Source organism: Pseudomonas sp. Ag1 (genome assembly GCF_000278565.1).
In the GTDB taxonomy this organism is placed as follows: domain Bacteria; phylum Pseudomonadota; class Gammaproteobacteria; order Pseudomonadales; family Pseudomonadaceae; genus Aquipseudomonas.
Map to the genome: position 1 here is coordinate 23,718 of NZ_AKVH01000104.1, position 16,924 is coordinate 40,641.

A 16,924-nucleotide genomic window follows, 5' to 3' on the forward strand; every position below is an offset into this window, starting at 1 on the left:
ACGCCAAATGTTGCAACCAAAGCGTACGAAGTTCCGCAAGCAGATGACAGGCCACAACCGTGGTCTGGCTCAGCGCGGTAGCAAAGTCAGCTTCGGCGAATATGCGCTGAAGTCTGTAGCTCGTGGTCGTCTCACCGCTCGTCAGATCGAGTCAGCGCGTCGTGCACTGACCCGTCACGTTAAACGTGGCGGCAAGATCTGGATCCGTGTATTCCCGGACAAGCCTATCTCCAAAAAGCCCCTCGAAGTTCGGATGGGTAAAGGTAAGGGTAACGTGGAATATTGGGTTGCCCAGATTCAGCCAGGCAAAGTCCTGTATGAAATCGAGGGTGTTACTGAAGAGCTGGCGCGTGAGGCTTTCGCCCTGGCTGCTGCAAAGCTGCCGCTCGCCACCTCCTTTGTTAAACGGACGGTGATGTGATGAAAGCGAATGAACTTCGTGAAAAATCCGCACAGCAGCTGAACGAGCAACTGCTCGGCCTGCTGCGCGACCAGTTCAATCTGCGTATGCAGAAAGCAACTGGCCAGTTGGGGCAGTCTCATCTGCTCTCGCAAGTTAAGCGTGACATTGCTCGCGTGAAGACTGTGCTCAACCAGCAGGCAGGTAAGTGATCATGGCTGAAGCCGAAAAGACTGTCCGTACGCTGACTGGCCGTGTTGTCAGCGACAAGATGGACAAAACCATCACCGTTTTGATCGAGCGTCGCGTTAAGCACCCGATCTACGGTAAATACGTTAAGCGTTCGACTAAGCTGCACGCGCACGACGAAACCAACCAGTGCCACATCGGCGACAAAGTCACTATTCGTGAAACTCGTCCGTTGGCCAAGACCAAGTCTTGGGCCCTGGTTGATGTTCTCGAACGCGCTGTGGAAGTCTAAGGACTAGGGGTCGGAGAAATTATATGATTCAGACTCAATCCATGCTCGATGTGGCCGATAACAGCGGCGCACGCCGCGTTATGTGCATCAAGGTGCTGGGTGGCTCCCATCGTCGTTACGCTGGTATCGGTGACATCATCAAAGTTACCGTGAAGGAAGCAATTCCTCGCGGTAAAGTGAAAAAAGGCCAAGTGATGACTGCTGTTGTAGTCCGCACTCGTCACGGCGTACGCCGTGCAGATGGCTCCATTATCCGCTTTGATGGCAACGCTGCTGTTCTTCTGAACAACAAGCAAGAGCCGATCGGCACCCGTATCTTTGGGCCAGTGACCCGTGAACTTCGTACTGAGAAGTTCATGAAGATCGTCTCGCTCGCCCCAGAAGTGCTGTAAGGAGATCCGACATGCAAAAGATTCGTCGTGACGACGAGATCATCGTGATCGCCGGCAAAGACAAAGGTAAGCGCGGTAAGGTGCTGAAGGTTCTTGCTGATGACCGTCTGGTCGTTGGTGGTCTGAACCTGGTCAAGCGTCATACCAAGCCTAACCCGATGTCGGGCGTACAAGGCGGTATCGTCGAGAAAGAAGCGCCACTGCACGCTTCTAACGTCGCCATCTTCAACGGCGAAACCAACAAGGCTGACCGCGTTGGTTTCAAAGTAGAAGACGGTAAGAAAATTCGTGTCTTCAAGTCGACCCAAAAAGCGGTTGATGCTTGAACACTGCTAGGTAGAAGACCATGGCACGACTAAAAGAGATTTACCGGAAGGAAATCGCACCGAAACTTAAGGAAGAACTTAAGCTTTCGAACGTGATGGAAGTTCCGCGCGTTACCAAAATCACCCTGAACATGGGTCTGGGCGAAGCGATCGGCGACAAAAAAGTCATCGAGCACGCTGTTGCTGACCTGGAAAAGATCACCGGCCAAAAAGTCGTTGTGACCTACGCTCGCAAATCCATCGCTGGCTTTAAAGTCCGTGAAGGATGGCCGATCGGCGTCAAAGTGACTCTGCGCCGTGAGCGTATGTACGAATTCCTGGATCGTCTGCTGTCGATCTCCCTGCCTCGGGTCCGCGACTTCCGCGGCCTGAATGCCAAGTCCTTCGATGGTCGTGGTAACTACAGCATGGGCGTTAAAGAGCAGATCATCTTCCCGGAAATCGACTACGACAAGATCGATGCTCTCCGCGGTCTGGACATCACCCTGACCACCACTGCCAAGAACGATGATGAAGGCCGCGCTCTGCTGCGTGCGTTCAAATTCCCGTTCCGCAACTGATTGGAGTAGGACCATGGCCAAGATGAGCATGAAAAACCGCGAGCTGAAGCGTCAGCTCACGGTTGCCAAGTACGCCAAGAAGCGTGCAGCACTGAAAGCAATCATCGTTGATCTGAACGCAAGTCCAGAAGCGCGTTGGGAAGCTACAGTTGCTCTGCAGAAGCAGCCACGTGACGCAAGCGCTTCGCGCATGCGTAACCGCTGCCGCCTGACCGGTCGTCCACACGGCGTTTACCGCAAGTTCGGCCTCGGCCGTAACAAACTGCGTGAAGCGGCAATGCGTGGTGACGTACCAGGTCTGGTTAAAGCCAGCTGGTAAGTACGTTCGAAGTCTCGGTGGCCAGGATCGCAAGATACTGACCACCGGTGGCCTAGAATCTGGAACAAGCCCCTTTTGGGGCTTGTTTCATTTCCGGAGTGTGTCTAAAATACGCGGCTCGCCTGAGCCCGTGTGTTTTGTGCTCGGAGATTCTCGGCGACACGTAATGGCCGCAAGGCTAATTTTTTTGTATTAGGAGCGTCTAGCCATGAGTATGCAGGACCCGTTAGCGGACATGCTAACTCGTATCCGTAATGCCCAGATGGCTGAAAAGTCCGTCGTAAGCATGCCATCTTCCACGTTGAAGGTTGCTGTTGCCAAAGTCCTGAAAGACGAAGGCTACATTGCGGGTTATCAGATCAGCAGCGAAATCAAACCACTGCTGTCCATCGAGCTGAAGTACTTCGAAGGCCGTCCGGTCATCGAAGAAGTGAAGCGCGTTAGCCGTCCAGGCCTGCGTCAGTACAAGTCCGTTGATGATCTGCCAAAAGTTCGTGGCGGTCTCGGTGTGTCTATCGTCTCCACCAACAAAGGTGTGATGACGGATCGTGCTGCGCGCGCTGCCGGTGTCGGCGGCGAAGTTCTTTGCACTGTGTTCTAAGGGGGGATAAGCATGTCACGCGTCGCTAAGAACCCCGTTAAGCTGCCAGCCGGTGTCGAAGTAAAATTCGCAGGCCAACAGCTTTCGGTGAAGGGTGCCAAGGGCACTCTGGAACTGAACATCCATTCGTCCGTTGAGATCGTTGAAGAAGCTGGTGAGCTGCGTTTCGCTGCTCGCAATGGCGATCAACAAACTCGCGCAATGGCCGGTACCACTCGTGCGTTGGTAAACAACATGGTCCAAGGCGTAAGCCAAGGCTTCGAGCGCAAGCTCCAGCTGGTCGGTGTTGGTTACAAAGCGCAAGCAAAAGGCACGGTTCTGAACCTGGCCCTTGGCTTCTCGCACCCAGTGGATTACGAACTGCCGGAAGGCATCACCGCTGAGACCCCTAGCCAAACCGATATCCTGATCAAGGGTATTGATAAGCAGCTGGTAGGTCAGGTGGCCGCTGAGATCCGCGACTTCCGTCCACCAGAGCCGTACAAAGGCAAAGGTGTGCGCTACGCGGACGAAGTCGTCCGTCGTAAAGAAGCCAAGAAGAAGTAGGGCATAGCAAATGACCGACAAAAAAGTTACTCGACTGCGTCGCGCTCGCAAAGCACGCCTGAAAATGCACGAACTCGAAGTCGTGCGTCTCTGCGTGTTCCGCTCGTCGCAGCACATCTACGCCCAGGTCATCTCGGCCGACGGCAACAAAGTCCTGGCAAGCGCCTCGACTTTGGATAAAGAACTGCGTGATGGTGCCACTGGCAACATCGACGCGGCCACTAAGGTTGGCCAGCTGGTCGCTACGCGTGCTAAGGCCGCCGGCGTCTCGCAAGTGGCTTTCGACCGCTCTGGCTTCAAGTACCACGGCCGCGTGAAAGCGCTGGCTGATGCTGCTCGTGAAGCTGGGCTGGAGTTCTAAGTTATGTCAAATAACGACCAAAAGCGCGACGAAGGCTACATTGAGAAGCTGGTTCAAGTTAACCGCGTAGCCAAAACCGTTAAAGGCGGCCGTATCTTCACTTTCACCGCGTTGACCGTGGTAGGTGATGGTAAAGGACGCGTTGGCTTCGGCCGTGGCAAGTCACGTGAAGTGCCTGCTGCGATCCAGAAGGCAATGGAAGCTGCTCGTCGCAACATGATCCAAGTTGATCTGAACGGCACCACTCTGCAGTACGCAATGAAGTCCGCTCACGGCGCTTCGAAGGTGTACATGCAGCCTGCCTCTGAAGGTACCGGTATCATCGCTGGCGGCGCTATGCGTGCTGTCCTCGAAGTTGCTGGCGTTCAGAACGTTCTGGCCAAGTGCTACGGCTCGACTAACCCGGTGAACGTGGTTCACGCCACTTTCAAGGGTTTGAAAGCAATGCAGTCTCCTGAATCCATTGCCGCCAAGCGTGGCAAAAGCGTCAAGGAGATCTTCTGATCATGGCTACCGTTAAAGTAACGCTGATCAAAAGCATGACCGGCCGCATCCCTAACCACAAATTGTGCGTTAAGGGTTTGGGTCTGCGTCGCATCGGTCACACTGTAGAAGTACTTGATACTCCCGAGAATCGCGGGATGATCAACAAGGCTTACTACATGCTGCGTGTCGAGGGTTAATTCGATGAAACTCAATGATCTGAGTCCAGCGCCGGGTTCCCGTCGCGAAAAGCATCGTCCGGGCCGTGGTATCGGTAGTGGTTTGGGCAAGACCGGTGGCCGTGGCCACAAAGGTCAGTCCTCCCGCTCCGGTGGCACCATCGCTCCAGGCTTTGAAGGCGGTCAACAGCCGCTGCATCGTCGCCTGCCGAAGTTCGGTTTCGTTTCCCTGAAAGCCATGGACCGCGCAGAAGTGCGTCTGTCCGAGCTGGCCAAAGTGGAAGGCGACATCGTTACCGTGCAGACCCTGAAAGATGCCAACGTGATCAACGTCAACGTACAGCGTGTGAAAATCATGCTGTCCGGTGAAGTGACTCGCGCTGTCACTATCGGCAAGGGAATCGGCGCCACCAAAGGTGCGCGTTCGGCTATCGAAGCAGCTGGCGGCAAGTTCGAGGAATAAATGGCTAAGCAAGGTGCTCTCTCAGCGCTCGGCAAAGGCGGTATGTCTGAACTTTGGGCTCGTCTGCGTTTTCTGTTCCTGGCGATTATCGTCTACCGAATAGGCGCACACATCCCGGTTCCAGGTATCAACCCGGACCGACTCGCAGACCTGTTTCGACAGAATGAGGGGACCATTCTTAGCTTGTTCAACATGTTTTCCGGCGGCGCGCTGGAACGGATGAGCATCTTTGCACTGGGGATCATGCCGTACATCTCGGCATCGATCATCATGCAACTGATGACCGCCGTCAGTCCGCAGTTGGAGCAGTTGAAGAAGGAAGGTGAAGCTGGCCGTCGCAAGATAAGCCAGTACACCCGCTACGGCACTGTCATCCTCGCCCTGGTCCAGGCTATCGGCATGTCCGTTGGCCTGGCCGGGCAGGGTGTTGCGTTCACTGGTGACTTTGGCTTCCATTTCGTCGCGGTATCCACATTTGTGGCTGGTGCGATGTTCATGATGTGGCTGGGTGAGCAGATTACTGAGCGTGGTGTTGGTAACGGTATCTCGATGTTGATTTTCGCAGGTATCGTTGCCGGTCTTCCGAGAGCGATTGGGCAGTCTTTCGAGTCTGCACGTCAGGGTGATATCAATATCTTCGCCCTGGTTGCCATCGGTTTGTTGGCAGTAGCGATTATCGGTTTTGTGGTGTTCATTGAGCGTGGCCAGCGTCGTATTGCTGTTCACTACGCCAAGCGTCAGCAGGGCCGCAAGGTCTTTGCCGCGCAGACCAGCCACCTGCCGCTGAAAGTGAACATGGCCGGGGTTATTCCTGCCATTTTCGCGAGCAGCATTTTGCTGTTTCCGGCTTCGTTGGGTGCCTGGTTCGGTCAGTCTGAAGGTATGGGCTGGTTGCAGGACATCTCGCAGTCGATCGCTCCTGGTCAGCCGTTGAATATTCTGCTGTTTAGTGCAGGGATTATTTTCTTCTGCTTCTTCTATACGGCGTTGATGTTCAATCCGAAAGACGTAGCGGAAAACCTGAAGAAGTCCGGTGCCTTTATTCCGGGTATTCGTCCAGGTGAGCAGTCTGCGCGCTACATTGATGGCGTTCTGACTCGCTTGACCATGTTCGGTGCTCTATATATGACGGCCGTCTGCCTGTTGCCCCAGTTCCTGGTGGTTGCAGCAAACGTTCCGTTCTACCTTGGCGGGACCTCGTTGCTGATCGTCGTCGTGGTTGTGATGGACTTCATGTCCCAAGTACAATCGCACCTCGTTTCGCACCAGTACGAATCCCTGATGAAGAAAGCCAACCTGAAGGGTTACGGCAGCGGCATGTTGCGCTGAGTACCCATAAGGTTCGAGGAGTTGGTGATGAAAGTTCGTGCATCGGTGAAAAAGCTGTGCCGTAACTGCAAGATTATTCGCCGCGAAGGTGTTGTTCGAGTAATTTGCAGCGCGGAACCGCGTCACAAACAGCGCCAAGGCTGAGTGTGATCCGCTTGAAGCCCGGCAGCTAGTGCGCTGCCGGGTTGATTATTTGTTATTACAGCGATATTATCTCGCGCCCTATTTCTTGGCTTCCGGGGCGTAGGTAGCTGTCAATTGGAGTCCCACTGAATGGCCCGTATTGCAGGCGTTAACATTCCAGATAACAAGCACACTGTTATCTCGCTGACCTACATCTATGGTGTTGGTCGCACTACTGCGCAGAAAATTTGCGCAGATACTGGGGTAAACCCAGCCGCAAAGATCAAGGATCTGAGCGACGAGCAGATTGAGCTGTTGCGTGGCGAAGTGGCGAAGTTCACCACTGAAGGTGACCTGCGTCGCGAAATCAACATGAAAATCAAGCGTTTGATGGACCTCGGTTGCTACCGTGGTCTGCGTCATCGTCGTGGTCTTCCAGTACGCGGTCAGCGTACCAAGACTAACGCGCGTACCCGTAAAGGTCCGCGTAAGCCGATCCGCAAGTAATCGCCCACGCGAATCGACAGGAAATTAATCATGGCAAAACCTGCTGCTCGTCCTCGTAAAAAAGTTAAAAAGACAGTGGTTGATGGCATCGCCCACATCCATGCATCTTTTAACAACACAATCGTGACCATCACCGACCGTCAAGGTAACGCGCTTTCTTGGGCTACCTCCGGTGGTTCGGGTTTCCGCGGTTCCCGCAAGTCCACCCCGTTTGCTGCTCAAGTAGCTGCTGAACGTGCTGGTCAAGCTGCGCTGGAATATGGCCTGAAAAACCTCGACGTCAACGTCAAAGGTCCAGGTCCAGGTCGTGAGTCTGCTGTCCGTGCATTGAACGGCTGTGGCTATAAGATCGCCAGCATCACCGACGTGACGCCAATCCCGCACAACGGGTGCCGTCCGCCGAAGAAGCGCCGCGTGTAATCCAGGAGATTGTAAAGAATGGCTCGTTACATTGGTCCAAAATGCAAACTCGCTCGTCGTGAAGGCACCGATCTCTTTCTGAAGAGCGGCGTGCGCGCGATCGAATCGAAGTGCAACATTGAAGCAGCACCTGGTATCCACGGCCAACGCCGCGGTCGCCAGTCCGACTACGGCACCCAACTGCGTGAAAAGCAGAAGGTCCGTCGTATCTACGGCGTTCTCGAGCGTCAGTTCAGCGGCTACTACAAAGAAGCTGCTGGCAAGAAAGGTGCAACCGGTGAAAACCTGCTGCAACTGCTCGAATGCCGTCTGGACAACGTTGTATACCGTATGGGCTTTGGTTCGACTCGTGCCGAATCCCGTCAGCTGGTATCGCACAAATCCGTCAGCGTAAACGGCCAAACCGTTAACGTCCCGTCGTACCAGGTTCGTGCTGGTGACGTGGTCGCGATTCGCGAGAAAGCAAAAAATCAACTTCGCATTGTCCAAGCTCTCGATCTGTGTGCCCAACGTGGCCGCGTAGAATGGGTAGAAGTAGACACTGAGAAGAAGTCGGGCGTTTTCAAGAACGTTCCTGCTCGCAGTGATCTGTCCGCCGACATCAACGAAAGCCTGATTGTCGAGCTCTACTCCAAGTAAGGGCTAGAAAATAGGTGCATCCATGCAGATTTCGGTAAATGAGTTCCTGACACCCCGTCACATTGATGTGCAGGTTGTCAGTCCAACCCGCGCCAAGATCACTCTCGAGCCTCTCGAGCGTGGTTTTGGCCACACCCTGGGCAACGCGCTGCGCCGCATCCTGTTGTCCTCAATGCCCGGCTGTGCAGTAGTCGAGGCCGAGATTGACGGTGTGCTCCACGAGTACAGCGCCATCGAAGGTGTACAGGAAGACGTAATTGAAATCCTGTTGAACCTTAAAGGTCTGGCTATCAAGCTGCACGGCCGTGACGAAGTTACGCTGACCTTGTCGAAGAAGGGTTCGGGGGTGGTTACCGCTGCCGATATTCAGCTGGATCATGATGTCGAGATCGTTAATCCCGATCACGTAATCGCTAACCTGGCGTCTAACGGCGCCCTGAACATGAAGCTCACCGTAGCTCGTGGTCGTGGTTATGAACCGGCCGACTCGCGTCAGAGCGATGAAGACGAAAGCCGCAGCATTGGTCGCTTGCAGCTCGACTCTTCGTTCAGCCCGGTTCGCCGTATCGCATACGTGGTGGAAAACGCCCGTGTCGAACAGCGTACTAACCTGGACAAGCTGGTTATTGATCTGGAAACCAACGGTACTCTGGATCCTGAAGAGGCTATCCGCCGCGCTGCAACCATTCTGCAACAGCAGTTGGCTGCGTTCGTCGACCTCAAGGGTGACAGCGAACCAGTGGTAATCGAGCAGGAAGACGAGATCGATCCGATCCTGCTTCGCCCGGTTGACGATCTGGAACTGACTGTACGTTCGGCTAACTGCCTTAAGGCGGAAAACATTTACTACATCGGTGATCTGATTCAGCGCACCGAAGTAGAACTGTTGAAGACTCCGAACCTGGGCAAGAAATCCTTGACTGAAATCAAGGACGTTCTGGCCTCCCGCGGTCTGTCCCTCGGCATGCGCCTCGACAACTGGCCGCCTGCAAGTCTTAAGAAGGACGACAAGGCGACTGCCTGATCGTCGTAATCACCGAACGTGAGTTTGGTAAGGAATGAACCATGCGTCATCGTAAAAGTGGTCGTCACCTGAGCCGTACCAGCTCGCACCGTAAGGCTATGTTCCAGAACATGGCGGTGTCGCTGTTCGAGCACGAGCTGATCAAAACTACACTGCCGAAAGCTAAAGAACTGCGTCGCGTTGCTGAGCCGCTGATTACTTTGGCCAAGACAGACAGCCTGGCTAACCGCCGTCTGGCTTTCGACCGTACTCGTTCGAAAGCTATCGTTGGTAAGCTCTTCAACGACCTGGGCAAGCGTTACGCTACCCGTGAGGGTGGCTACCTGCGCATCCTCAAGTGCGGTTTCCGCGCTGGTGACAACGCGCCTATGGCGTACGTTGAGCTGATCGATCGTCCAGTTGGCGGTGAAGCTGTATCCGCTGAGTAAGACGTCAGTCTGTAACGAAGAACCGGGCCTAGTGCCCGGTTTTTTGTGCGCGTTGAAAACTGGAATTACCTCGAGCGAATACACGTTCATCCCGTGCAGCAACTTTTGATATCCGTTCGGATGTATCGTTAGTTAATTTCTATCGGTGGGTATGATTTAATAAATTTGATGGTGTCATCTTCCTGGTCAATAATCGCTCCAAGCCGATTAGCCGGCAGTTCCAAGACTGACCTGAGGAAGATTGAGCATGAGCCAGAATAAAACCCTTACTACCGCCAGCGGCGCACCTGTCGCGGATAACCAGAATTCCCGTTCCGCCGGTCCACGCGGCCCGCTGCTGCTCGACGACTTTCACCTGATCGAGAAGCTCGCTCACTTCAACCGTGAAAACATTCCTGAGCGTCGTGTACACGCCAAAGGCTCGGGCGCTTACGGTACCTTCACCGTCACTCAAGACATCACGCAGTACACCAGCGCCAAGCTGTTCGATTCTGTGGGCAAGCAAACCCCGACTTTCCTGCGCTTCTCCACGGTGGGTGGCGAGCGTGGTTCGGCTGATACTGAGCGCGACCCGCGTGGTTTCGCGTTGAAGTTCTACACCGAAGAAGGCAACTGGGACATCGTTGGTAACAACACCCCGGTGTTCTTCATCCGCGACCCGCTGAAGTTTCCCGACTTTATCCACACTCAAAAGCGCCTGCCGCAAAGCAACCTGAAAAGTGCACAGATGATGTGGGACTTCTGGTCGCACTCCCCTGAGGCGCTGCACCAGGTCACCATCCTGTTTTCGGACCGTGGCATCCCGGACGGCTACCGTCACATGCACGGCTTCGGCAGTCACACCTACAGCTTGATTAACGCCAAAGGCGAGCGTCACTGGGTGAAGTGGCACTACAAGACCAAGCAAGGTATCAAGAACCTGGCGCCGGCTGACGCTGCACGCCTGGCGGGTACCGACCCTGATTACGCTCAGCGCGATCTGTTCGGTGCTATTGAGCGTGGTGACTTCCCGAAATGGCGCGTGTGCATTCAGATCATGACTGAGGCCCAGGCCAACGCTCACTACGAAAACCCGTTCGACGTGACCAAGACCTGGTCGCAGAAAGAGTTCCCGCTGATCGAAGTGGGTGAGCTGGAACTGAACCGCAACCCGCTGAACTACTTCGCTGAAGTTGAACAGGCGGCTTTCGGTCCAAGCAACATGGTCCCGGGTGTTGGCCTGTCGCCAGACCGCATGCTGCAAGGGCGCGTGTTCGCTTACGCCGATGCCCATCGCTACCGCGTAGGTACCAATCACCAGCAACTGCCGGTGAATGCGCCACGCAGCCCAGTCAACAGCTACCAGCGTGATGGTTCGATGGCATTCGGCTCCAATGGTGGTGCGGCCCCCAATTACGAGCCAAACAGCTACGCCGATGCGCCGAAGCAGGCTCCTCAGTACGCCGAGCCAGCCTTGGCCCTGAGCGGTGCGGCTGATCGTTACGATCACCGCGAAGATACCGACTACTACAGCCATGCCGGCGCGCTGTTCCGCCTGATGAACGATGAGCAGAAAGCCCTGCTGATCAACAATATCGCCGGCGCAATGGCGGGTGTTTCCAGCGACGTGGTGCAGCGCCAGTTGCAGTACTTCTTCAAGGCCGACCCGGCTTATGGAGAAGGGATCGCATCTGCACTGGGTGTATCGCTTAACTGACTCTAAACGATAAGCAGAACCGCCCTCATTTGGGCGGTTTTTGCGTTATTTAAGCTACTTTTCACCGGAAATCTTCACTTTTCTGCCATTGGTCCCGTGACCTCCGGGTCATCATGGTTCAAACTACAGACTTTCAAGCAGGGAGATGTAGGGCGATGCAAGGTCACCCCGACGTAATCGATTACCTCAACACGTTGCTGACGGGCGAACTGGCAGCTCGTGACCAATATTTCATTCACTCGCGGATGTACGAAGACTGGGGCTTTACCGAGCTCTACGAGCGTATCAACCATGAAATGGAAGAAGAGGCACAGCACGCCGACGCACTGATGCGCCGTATCCTGATGCTCGAAGGCACGCCCCGTATGCGTCCCGACGACCTGGATACCGGCACCACGGTGCCTGAGATGCTCGCCAGCGACTTGCGCCTTGAGTACAAGGTCCGTGCCGCGCTCTGCAAGGGCATTGAGCTCTGCGAGCAGCACAACGACTACGTCACGCGGGAAATCCTGCGGGTGCAGTTGAATGACACCGAAGAGGATCACACCTACTGGCTGGAAAAGCAGTTGGGCCTGATCAAGCTGATTGGCCTGGAGAATTACCTGCAATCGCAGTTCTGATTCCTCCAGCTACTAAAAAGCCCCTGTCACTTACACGGTGACAGGGGCTTTTTCGTGGGGCTGAACAATCAGTCCTTGTCGCGAGCCAGCAGAGGCTTGAGGTAGAAGCCGGTGTGAGACTGCTTCATCTCCGAGACTTGCTCCGGTGTGCCGACCGCAATGATCTGCCCACCTTTGGAACCGCCTTCCGGCCCCAGGTCCACCAGCCAGTCGGCGGTCTTGATCACATCCAGATTGTGCTCGATCACTACCACCGTATTGCCGTGGTCACGCAGGCGATGCAGCACATCCAGCAATTGCTGAATATCCGCGAAGTGCAGGCCTGTGGTCGGCTCGTCGAGGATGTACAGCGTCTTGCCGGTATCACGCTTGGACAGCTCGCGAGACAGCTTGACCCGCTGGGCCTCGCCACCCGACAGCGTCGTCGCCGACTGACCCAGCTTGATGTACGACAGGCCAACATCCATCAGTGTCTGCAGCTTGCGCGCCAGGGCCGGTACCGCGTCGAAGAACACCCGCGCTTCCTCGATCGTCATCTCGAGGGTTTCGTGGATGCTCTTGCCCTTGTACTTGATCTCCAGGGTTTCGCGGTTGTAGCGCTTGCTCTTGCACACGTCGCACGGCACGTAGATGTCCGGCAGGAAGTGCATCTCCACCTTGATCAAGCCATCGCCCTGGCACGCTTCGCAGCGGCCGCCCTTGACGTTGAACGAGAACCGGCCAGGCCCGTAGCCACGGGAGCGCGATTCCGGCACGCCGGCGAACAGCTCGCGAATCGGCGTGAACAGCCCGGTGTAGGTCGCCGGGTTGGAGCGCGGTGTGCGGCCAATCGGGCTTTGGTCGATATCGACCACCTTGTCCAGGTGTTCCAGGCCCTTGATGCTGTCGTGAGCGGCGGCTTCCAGGGTGGTCGCGCCGTTCAGTGCAGTGGCACTCAACGGGAACAGCGTGTTGTTGATCAGCGTTGATTTGCCCGAACCGGATACACCGGTCACACAGGTCAGCAGGCCCAGCGGGATCTCCAGGTCGACATTGCGCAGGTTGTTGCCACGCGCGCCCTTGAGGTGCAGTGCCATCTTCTTGTTGCGCGGGGTGCGTTTGGCCGGCACGGCGATCTTCACGCGACCCGACAGGTACTTACCGGTCAGCGAGTCAGGATGCGCCATTACTTCAGCCGGCGTGCCCTCGGCGACAATATGCCCACCGTGAACGCCCGCTCCCGGGCCGATATCGACCACATAATCGGCCAGGCGAATCGCGTCTTCATCGTGCTCGACCACGATCACCGTATTGCCGATGTCCCGCAGGTGCTTCAGCGTGCCCAGCAAGCGGTCGTTGTCCCGTTGATGCAATCCAATCGACGGTTCATCGAGGATGTACAACACGCCCACCAGGCCGGCACCGATCTGGCTGGCCAAGCGAATCCGCTGGGCTTCACCGCCGGAAAGCGTGTCGGCACTGCGGTCCAGCGACAGGTAGTCCAGGCCCACGTTGACCAGGAACTGCAGCCGTTCACGAATCTCCTTGAGGATCTTGTCGGCAATTTCCCCGCGGCGGCCCGTCAGTTTCAGCGTGCCGAAGTATTCGCAGGCATCGCCAATCGGCAGGTTGGTCACTGCCGGCAGGGTCTTCTCGCCAACCCACACATGCCGCGCCTCACGGCGCAGGCGTGTGCCACGGCAATCCGGGCAAGGCTGGGTGCTGAGGAACTTGGCCAGCTCCTCGCGCACGCTGGCGGACTCCGTCTCGCGGTAGCGCCGCTCCAGGTTCGGCACGATGCCTTCGAACGGGTGCGAGCGTTTGACGATATCGCCACGGTCGTTCAAATACTTGAAGTCGACGTTTTGTGAACCGCTGCCATGCAGGATGAATTTCTGCTGTTCGGCGGGCAGTTCGTTGAACGGCACTTCCAGGCTGAACTTGTAGTGCGAAGCCAACGACCCCAGCATCTGGAAGTAATAGACGTTACGCCTGTCCCAGCCACGTATCGCACCCTCCGCCAGTGTGAGGTCACCGTTGACCAGGCGCTTGATGTCGAAGAATTGCTTAACCCCCAGGCCATCACAGGTCGGGCAAGCGCCGGCCGGGTTGTTGAAGGAAAACAGCTTCGGTTCCAGCTCGCTGATGGCATGGCCGCAGATCGGGCAGGCGAAGCGCGCGGAGAAGATGATTTCTTCCCCGGGTTCGTCGTCCATCGGCGCCACCAGGGCGATACCGTCTGCCAGCTTCAGCGCGGTCTCGAAAGACTCCGCCAGGCGCTGCTGCAAATCGGCACGCACCTTGAAACGGTCGACGACCACATCAATCGAGTGCTTTTTCTGTTTATCCAGCTTCGGCGCTTCGTCCAGCTCGTAGAGCTTGCCGTTGATGCGGGCACGCACGAAACCCTGGGCACGCAGTTCTTCAAAGACCGAAAGGTGTTCACCCTTGCGCTCGCGAATCACCGGTGCCAGCAGCATCAGCTTGGCGCCTTCCGGCTGGGCCAGCACCAGGTCGACCATCTGGCTGACGGTCTGGGCTTCCAGGGGAATGTCGTGGTCCGGGCAGCGGGGAATACCGACGCGGGCATACAGCAGGCGCAGGTAGTCGTAGATCTCGGTGATGGTGCCCACGGTGGAACGCGGGTTGTGGGAGGTGGATTTCTGTTCGATGGAAATCGCAGGCGACAGGCCTTCAATGGTGTCGACGTCGGGCTTTTCCATCATCGACAGGAACTGGCGGGCATAGGCCGACAGGGATTCCACATAGCGGCGCTGGCCTTCGGCGTACAGCGTGTCAAACGCCAGGGACGACTTGCCGGACCCGGACAAGCCGGTGATGACGATCAGTTTGTCCCGTGGCAGGGTCAGGTCGATGTTCTTCAGGTTGTGGGTTCGAGCCCCACGAATCAGGATCTTGTCCAAGATGGCCTCGCACGGCGGGCGTAAATAATGCAGGAGTATACGGCTAAAGACTGGATGAATATACACTGTCAAAGTGCCGGGTGCAGCCTTACATGAAAGCTGCGCGGCAAAGCGCCGCATATACCCTCTCAATCGATGGGACTGGTAGAATCGCCGCCGGTTCACACGAGGTTTATCCATGCACGATCCCCACAGCGAACGCATGAGTGGCAGCGAGACCCGCGCAGCAAGCGGTCTGGCCCTGGTGTTCGCATTCCGTATGCTTGGCATGTTTATGGTGTTGCCGGTGCTGGCAACCTATGGAATGGATCTCGCAGGAGCGACCCCGGCCCTGATCGGCCTGGCGATTGGCGCCTATGGCCTGACCCAGGCGCTGTTTCAGATTCCGTTCGGCGTCATTTCCGACCGCATCGGCCGCCGGCCGGTGATCTACCTCGGCCTGATCGTCTTCGCCCTGGGCAGTGTGCTTGCGGCCAATGCCGACTCGATCTGGGGCGTGATCGCCGGACGCGTCCTGCAAGGCGCCGGCGCGATTTCCGCCGCCGTCATGGCACTGCTCTCCGACCTGACCCGCGAACAACACCGTACCAAGGCCATGGCGATGATCGGCATGACCATCGGTCTTTCATTCGCCGTGGCGATGGTAGTCGGCCCGCTGCTGACCCGCGCGTTCGGCTTGCACGGTCTGTTCCTGGCGACGGGTGGCATGGCGCTGTTCGGCATCGTGATCGTCGCCTTCATGGTTCCGCATTCCACGGGGCCGTTGCAGCACCGTGAGTCGGGCGTCGCCAAGCAGGCATTGCTGCCGACACTCAAGCACCCGGACCTGTTGCGCCTGGATTTGGGTATCTTCGTATTACACGCAATGCTGATGTGCAGCTTCGTCGCCTTGCCCCTGGCCCTGGTACAAAAAGCCGGGCTGCCCAAGGAGCAGCACTGGTGGGTGTACCTGACCGCGCTGCTGATTTCGTTCTTCGCCATGATCCCGTTCATCATCTACGGCGAGAAGAAACGCAAAATGAAACGAGTTCTGCTGGGCGCCGTCGCGACATTGATGCTCACTGAGCTATTCTTCTGGCAGTTCGGCGACAGCCTGCGGGCGCTGGTGATCGGCACGGTGGTGTTCTTCACCGCGTTCAACCTGCTGGAGGCTTCACTGCCTTCGCTGATCAGTAAGGTTTCACCGGCCGGCGGCAAAGGCACGGCGATGGGCGTGTATTCCACCAGCCAGTTCCTCGGTTCTGCACTGGGCGGGATCATGGGCGGCTGGATGTTCCAGCATGGCGGTTTGTCGGTTGTGTTCCTTGGATGCGCCGGGCTGGCTGCACTTTGGCTGGCCTTTGCTGTTACCATGCGCGAACCCCCATACGTCACAAGCCTGCGTCTGCCGTTATCGCCCGAAGCGATTCGTGAAGCCGGTCTGGTAGAGCGCCTGAAGGCCGTCGTTGGGGTAACAGATGCAGTCGTGGTTGCTGAAGAGGCGGCCATTTACATCAAATTGGACACCGAATTATTGGATCGCGCGACGCTCGAGCAACTGGTCAACCCAGTGCCGACAGCGCGCCCAGCCTAGGAGAACGTTATGGCCCGTGGGGTTAACAAAGTCATATTGGTCGGTACATGCGGCCAGGATCCCGAAGTTCGCTACTTGCCGAACGGTAACGCCGTGACCAACCTGAGTCTGGCGACCAGCGAACAGTGGACCGACAAGCAAACCGGCCAGAAGGTCGAGAAAACCGAATGGCACCGTGTGTCGATGTTCGGCAAGGTTGCAGAGATCGCCGGTGAATACCTGCGCAAAGGTTCGCAGGTCTACATCGAAGGCAAGCTGCAAACCCGCGAGTGGGAAAAAGACGGCATCAAGCGTTACACCACCGAAATCGTGGTCGACATGCAAGGCACCATGCAACTGCTGGGCGGCCGTCCACAGGGCGACCAACAGGGCCAGGGCGGCATGTCCAACTCGGCGCCGCGTCCACAGCAGCAGTCCCGTCCGCAGCCAACCCAGCAGCCACAGCGTGAGTCGCGTCCAGCGCCACAGCAGGCCGCTCCTCAGCCGGCAGCCGACTTCGACAGCTTTGATGATGATATTCCGTTCTAAGGTCGCTTGAGACCCCGAACTGT

Annotated in this window: 25 protein-coding genes; 24 read left to right on the forward strand and 1 reads right to left on the reverse strand. The window is 56.7% G+C overall.

Annotation, left to right across the window (positions count from 1 at the left end):
• Nucleotides 1-7 precede the first annotated feature (7 nt).
• The 22 genes from rplP (at nucleotide 8) to bfr (ending at nucleotide 11,897) form a co-directional block, all read left to right on the forward strand.
• Nucleotides 8-421, forward strand: a complete 414-nt coding sequence (gene rplP, locus A462_RS12235) for a 50S ribosomal protein L16 (protein WP_003210075.1) — start codon at nucleotides 8-10, stop codon at nucleotides 419-421.
• The gene (gene rpmC, locus A462_RS12230; RefSeq protein ID WP_002555481.1) at nucleotides 421-612 is read left to right on the forward strand and encodes a 50S ribosomal protein L29; all 192 of its coding nucleotides are present in this window, start codon (nucleotides 421-423) and stop codon (nucleotides 610-612) included. The genes rplP and rpmC overlap by 1 nt, the downstream gene beginning before the upstream one ends.
• A 2-nt stretch (nucleotides 613-614) precedes the next feature.
• Complete coding sequence (gene rpsQ, locus A462_RS12225) at nucleotides 615-881, forward strand: 30S ribosomal protein S17 (protein WP_003176419.1); 267 nt, start codon at nucleotides 615-617, stop codon at nucleotides 879-881.
• A 23-nt stretch (nucleotides 882-904) separates the two neighbouring features.
• Nucleotides 905-1,273 (forward strand): 50S ribosomal protein L14, encoded by a 369-nt coding sequence (rplN, locus tag A462_RS12220; RefSeq protein WP_002555479.1) that lies wholly within the window; start codon nucleotides 905-907, stop codon nucleotides 1,271-1,273.
• Between the two features lie 11 nt (nucleotides 1,274-1,284).
• A complete protein-coding gene (rplX, locus tag A462_RS12215; RefSeq protein ID WP_007896770.1) occupies nucleotides 1,285-1,599 on the forward strand; it encodes a 50S ribosomal protein L24 in 315 nt (104 codons plus the stop codon).
• Nucleotides 1,600-1,619: 20 nt separating this feature from the next.
• Nucleotides 1,620-2,159 carry a 50S ribosomal protein L5 gene (gene rplE / locus A462_RS12210; RefSeq protein ID WP_003210069.1) on the forward strand — a complete coding sequence of 180 codons (540 nt, stop codon included), beginning with the start codon at nucleotides 1,620-1,622 and terminating at the stop codon, nucleotides 2,157-2,159.
• A gap of 13 nt (nucleotides 2,160-2,172) precedes the next feature.
• Nucleotides 2,173-2,478, forward strand: coding sequence for a 30S ribosomal protein S14 (gene rpsN / locus A462_RS12205; RefSeq protein ID WP_003176414.1), 306 nt, complete (start codon nucleotides 2,173-2,175; stop codon nucleotides 2,476-2,478).
• Nucleotides 2,479-2,686: 208 nt separating this feature from the next.
• Nucleotides 2,687-3,079 (forward strand): 30S ribosomal protein S8, encoded by a 393-nt coding sequence (gene rpsH / locus A462_RS12200; RefSeq protein WP_003186040.1) that lies wholly within the window; start codon nucleotides 2,687-2,689, stop codon nucleotides 3,077-3,079.
• Between the two features lie 12 nt (nucleotides 3,080-3,091).
• Nucleotides 3,092-3,625: a 50S ribosomal protein L6 gene (gene rplF / locus A462_RS12195; RefSeq protein ID WP_003176412.1), complete on the forward strand. Its 534-nt coding sequence runs from the start codon at nucleotides 3,092-3,094 to the stop codon at nucleotides 3,623-3,625.
• Between the two features lie 10 nt (nucleotides 3,626-3,635).
• Nucleotides 3,636-3,986, forward strand: a complete 351-nt coding sequence (gene rplR, locus A462_RS12190; protein ID WP_003186037.1) for a 50S ribosomal protein L18 — start codon at nucleotides 3,636-3,638, stop codon at nucleotides 3,984-3,986.
• A 3-nt stretch (nucleotides 3,987-3,989) separates the two neighbouring features.
• Complete coding sequence (rpsE, locus tag A462_RS12185) at nucleotides 3,990-4,490, forward strand: 30S ribosomal protein S5 (protein WP_003186035.1); 501 nt, start codon at nucleotides 3,990-3,992, stop codon at nucleotides 4,488-4,490.
• A gap of 2 nt (nucleotides 4,491-4,492) precedes the next feature.
• The gene (rpmD, locus tag A462_RS12180; RefSeq protein ID WP_003186033.1) at nucleotides 4,493-4,669 is read left to right on the forward strand and encodes a 50S ribosomal protein L30; all 177 of its coding nucleotides are present in this window, start codon (nucleotides 4,493-4,495) and stop codon (nucleotides 4,667-4,669) included.
• 4 nt (nucleotides 4,670-4,673) lie between these two features.
• Nucleotides 4,674-5,111 (forward strand): 50S ribosomal protein L15, encoded by a 438-nt coding sequence (gene rplO, locus A462_RS12175; RefSeq protein WP_003210066.1) that lies wholly within the window; start codon nucleotides 4,674-4,676, stop codon nucleotides 5,109-5,111.
• Nucleotides 5,112-6,440 (forward strand): preprotein translocase subunit SecY, encoded by a 1,329-nt coding sequence (gene secY / locus A462_RS12170; protein ID WP_003210064.1) that lies wholly within the window; start codon nucleotides 5,112-5,114, stop codon nucleotides 6,438-6,440.
• 27 nt (nucleotides 6,441-6,467) lie between these two features.
• Complete coding sequence (gene rpmJ, locus A462_RS33500; RefSeq protein WP_002555468.1) at nucleotides 6,468-6,584, forward strand: 50S ribosomal protein L36; 117 nt, start codon at nucleotides 6,468-6,470, stop codon at nucleotides 6,582-6,584.
• A 129-nt stretch (nucleotides 6,585-6,713) separates the two neighbouring features.
• Complete coding sequence (rpsM, locus tag A462_RS12165) at nucleotides 6,714-7,070, forward strand: 30S ribosomal protein S13 (RefSeq protein WP_003210063.1); 357 nt, start codon at nucleotides 6,714-6,716, stop codon at nucleotides 7,068-7,070.
• A 30-nt stretch (nucleotides 7,071-7,100) separates the two neighbouring features.
• A complete protein-coding gene (gene rpsK, locus A462_RS12160) occupies nucleotides 7,101-7,490 on the forward strand; it encodes a 30S ribosomal protein S11 (protein ID WP_002555466.1) in 390 nt (129 codons plus the stop codon).
• 18 nt (nucleotides 7,491-7,508) lie between these two features.
• Complete coding sequence (gene rpsD, locus A462_RS12155) at nucleotides 7,509-8,129, forward strand: 30S ribosomal protein S4 (RefSeq protein WP_003210056.1); 621 nt, start codon at nucleotides 7,509-7,511, stop codon at nucleotides 8,127-8,129.
• Nucleotides 8,130-8,151: 22 nt separating this feature from the next.
• Nucleotides 8,152-9,153 carry a DNA-directed RNA polymerase subunit alpha gene (locus A462_RS12150; protein ID WP_003176403.1) on the forward strand — a complete coding sequence of 334 codons (1,002 nt, stop codon included), beginning with the start codon at nucleotides 8,152-8,154 and terminating at the stop codon, nucleotides 9,151-9,153.
• A gap of 41 nt (nucleotides 9,154-9,194) precedes the next feature.
• Nucleotides 9,195-9,581 carry a 50S ribosomal protein L17 gene (gene rplQ / locus A462_RS12145; protein WP_003210053.1) on the forward strand — a complete coding sequence of 129 codons (387 nt, stop codon included), beginning with the start codon at nucleotides 9,195-9,197 and terminating at the stop codon, nucleotides 9,579-9,581.
• 247 nt (nucleotides 9,582-9,828) lie between these two features.
• Nucleotides 9,829-11,277, forward strand: a complete 1,449-nt coding sequence (locus tag A462_RS12140; RefSeq protein WP_008436430.1) for a catalase — start codon at nucleotides 9,829-9,831, stop codon at nucleotides 11,275-11,277.
• Between the two features lie 155 nt (nucleotides 11,278-11,432).
• Nucleotides 11,433-11,897 carry a bacterioferritin gene (bfr, locus tag A462_RS12135; protein WP_003210048.1) on the forward strand — a complete coding sequence of 155 codons (465 nt, stop codon included), beginning with the start codon at nucleotides 11,433-11,435 and terminating at the stop codon, nucleotides 11,895-11,897.
• A 68-nt stretch (nucleotides 11,898-11,965) separates the two neighbouring features.
• Here bfr and uvrA read toward each other — a convergent pair whose 3' ends face one another.
• Nucleotides 11,966-14,800, reverse strand: a complete 2,835-nt coding sequence (uvrA, locus tag A462_RS12130) for an excinuclease ABC subunit UvrA (protein ID WP_003210046.1) — start codon at nucleotides 14,798-14,800, stop codon at nucleotides 11,966-11,968.
• Between the two features lie 178 nt (nucleotides 14,801-14,978).
• Here uvrA and A462_RS12125 point away from each other — a divergent pair, with 178 nt between their 5' ends.
• Complete coding sequence (locus tag A462_RS12125) at nucleotides 14,979-16,373, forward strand: MFS transporter (protein WP_008436436.1); 1,395 nt, start codon at nucleotides 14,979-14,981, stop codon at nucleotides 16,371-16,373.
• A 9-nt stretch (nucleotides 16,374-16,382) separates the two neighbouring features.
• Complete coding sequence (locus A462_RS12120) at nucleotides 16,383-16,901, forward strand: single-stranded DNA-binding protein (RefSeq protein WP_003210042.1); 519 nt, start codon at nucleotides 16,383-16,385, stop codon at nucleotides 16,899-16,901.
• Nucleotides 16,902-16,924 lie beyond the last annotated feature (23 nt).

Coding starts and splice junctions, on each gene's coding strand:
- A462_RS12150 (WP_003176403.1), top strand. CDS start 8,152: ATGCAGATTTCGGTAAATGAGTTCCTGACACCCCGTCACATTGATGTG.
- rpmC (WP_002555481.1), top strand. CDS start 421: ATGAAAGCGAATGAACTTCGTGAAAAATCCGCACAGCAGCTGAACGAG.
- rpsK (WP_002555466.1), top strand. CDS start 7,101: ATGGCAAAACCTGCTGCTCGTCCTCGTAAAAAAGTTAAAAAGACAGTG.
- bfr (WP_003210048.1), top strand. CDS start 11,433: ATGCAAGGTCACCCCGACGTAATCGATTACCTCAACACGTTGCTGACG.
- rpsH (WP_003186040.1), top strand. CDS start 2,687: ATGAGTATGCAGGACCCGTTAGCGGACATGCTAACTCGTATCCGTAAT.
- secY (WP_003210064.1), top strand. CDS start 5,112: ATGGCTAAGCAAGGTGCTCTCTCAGCGCTCGGCAAAGGCGGTATGTCT.
- rpmJ (WP_002555468.1), top strand. CDS start 6,468: ATGAAAGTTCGTGCATCGGTGAAAAAGCTGTGCCGTAACTGCAAGATT.
- rpsE (WP_003186035.1), top strand. CDS start 3,990: ATGTCAAATAACGACCAAAAGCGCGACGAAGGCTACATTGAGAAGCTG.
- A462_RS12140 (WP_008436430.1), top strand. CDS start 9,829: ATGAGCCAGAATAAAACCCTTACTACCGCCAGCGGCGCACCTGTCGCG.
- rplE (WP_003210069.1), top strand. CDS start 1,620: ATGGCACGACTAAAAGAGATTTACCGGAAGGAAATCGCACCGAAACTT.
- rpsN (WP_003176414.1), top strand. CDS start 2,173: ATGGCCAAGATGAGCATGAAAAACCGCGAGCTGAAGCGTCAGCTCACG.
- rpmD (WP_003186033.1), top strand. CDS start 4,493: ATGGCTACCGTTAAAGTAACGCTGATCAAAAGCATGACCGGCCGCATC.
- rpsD (WP_003210056.1), top strand. CDS start 7,509: ATGGCTCGTTACATTGGTCCAAAATGCAAACTCGCTCGTCGTGAAGGC.
- rpsQ (WP_003176419.1), top strand. CDS start 615: ATGGCTGAAGCCGAAAAGACTGTCCGTACGCTGACTGGCCGTGTTGTC.
- A462_RS12120 (WP_003210042.1), top strand. CDS start 16,383: ATGGCCCGTGGGGTTAACAAAGTCATATTGGTCGGTACATGCGGCCAG.
- rplR (WP_003186037.1), top strand. CDS start 3,636: ATGACCGACAAAAAAGTTACTCGACTGCGTCGCGCTCGCAAAGCACGC.
- rplQ (WP_003210053.1), top strand. CDS start 9,195: ATGCGTCATCGTAAAAGTGGTCGTCACCTGAGCCGTACCAGCTCGCAC.
- rplF (WP_003176412.1), top strand. CDS start 3,092: ATGTCACGCGTCGCTAAGAACCCCGTTAAGCTGCCAGCCGGTGTCGAA.
- rplN (WP_002555479.1), top strand. CDS start 905: ATGATTCAGACTCAATCCATGCTCGATGTGGCCGATAACAGCGGCGCA.
- rplX (WP_007896770.1), top strand. CDS start 1,285: ATGCAAAAGATTCGTCGTGACGACGAGATCATCGTGATCGCCGGCAAA.
- rpsM (WP_003210063.1), top strand. CDS start 6,714: ATGGCCCGTATTGCAGGCGTTAACATTCCAGATAACAAGCACACTGTT.
- rplO (WP_003210066.1), top strand. CDS start 4,674: ATGAAACTCAATGATCTGAGTCCAGCGCCGGGTTCCCGTCGCGAAAAG.
- rplP (WP_003210075.1), top strand. CDS start 8: ATGTTGCAACCAAAGCGTACGAAGTTCCGCAAGCAGATGACAGGCCAC.
- A462_RS12125 (WP_008436436.1), top strand. CDS start 14,979: ATGCACGATCCCCACAGCGAACGCATGAGTGGCAGCGAGACCCGCGCA.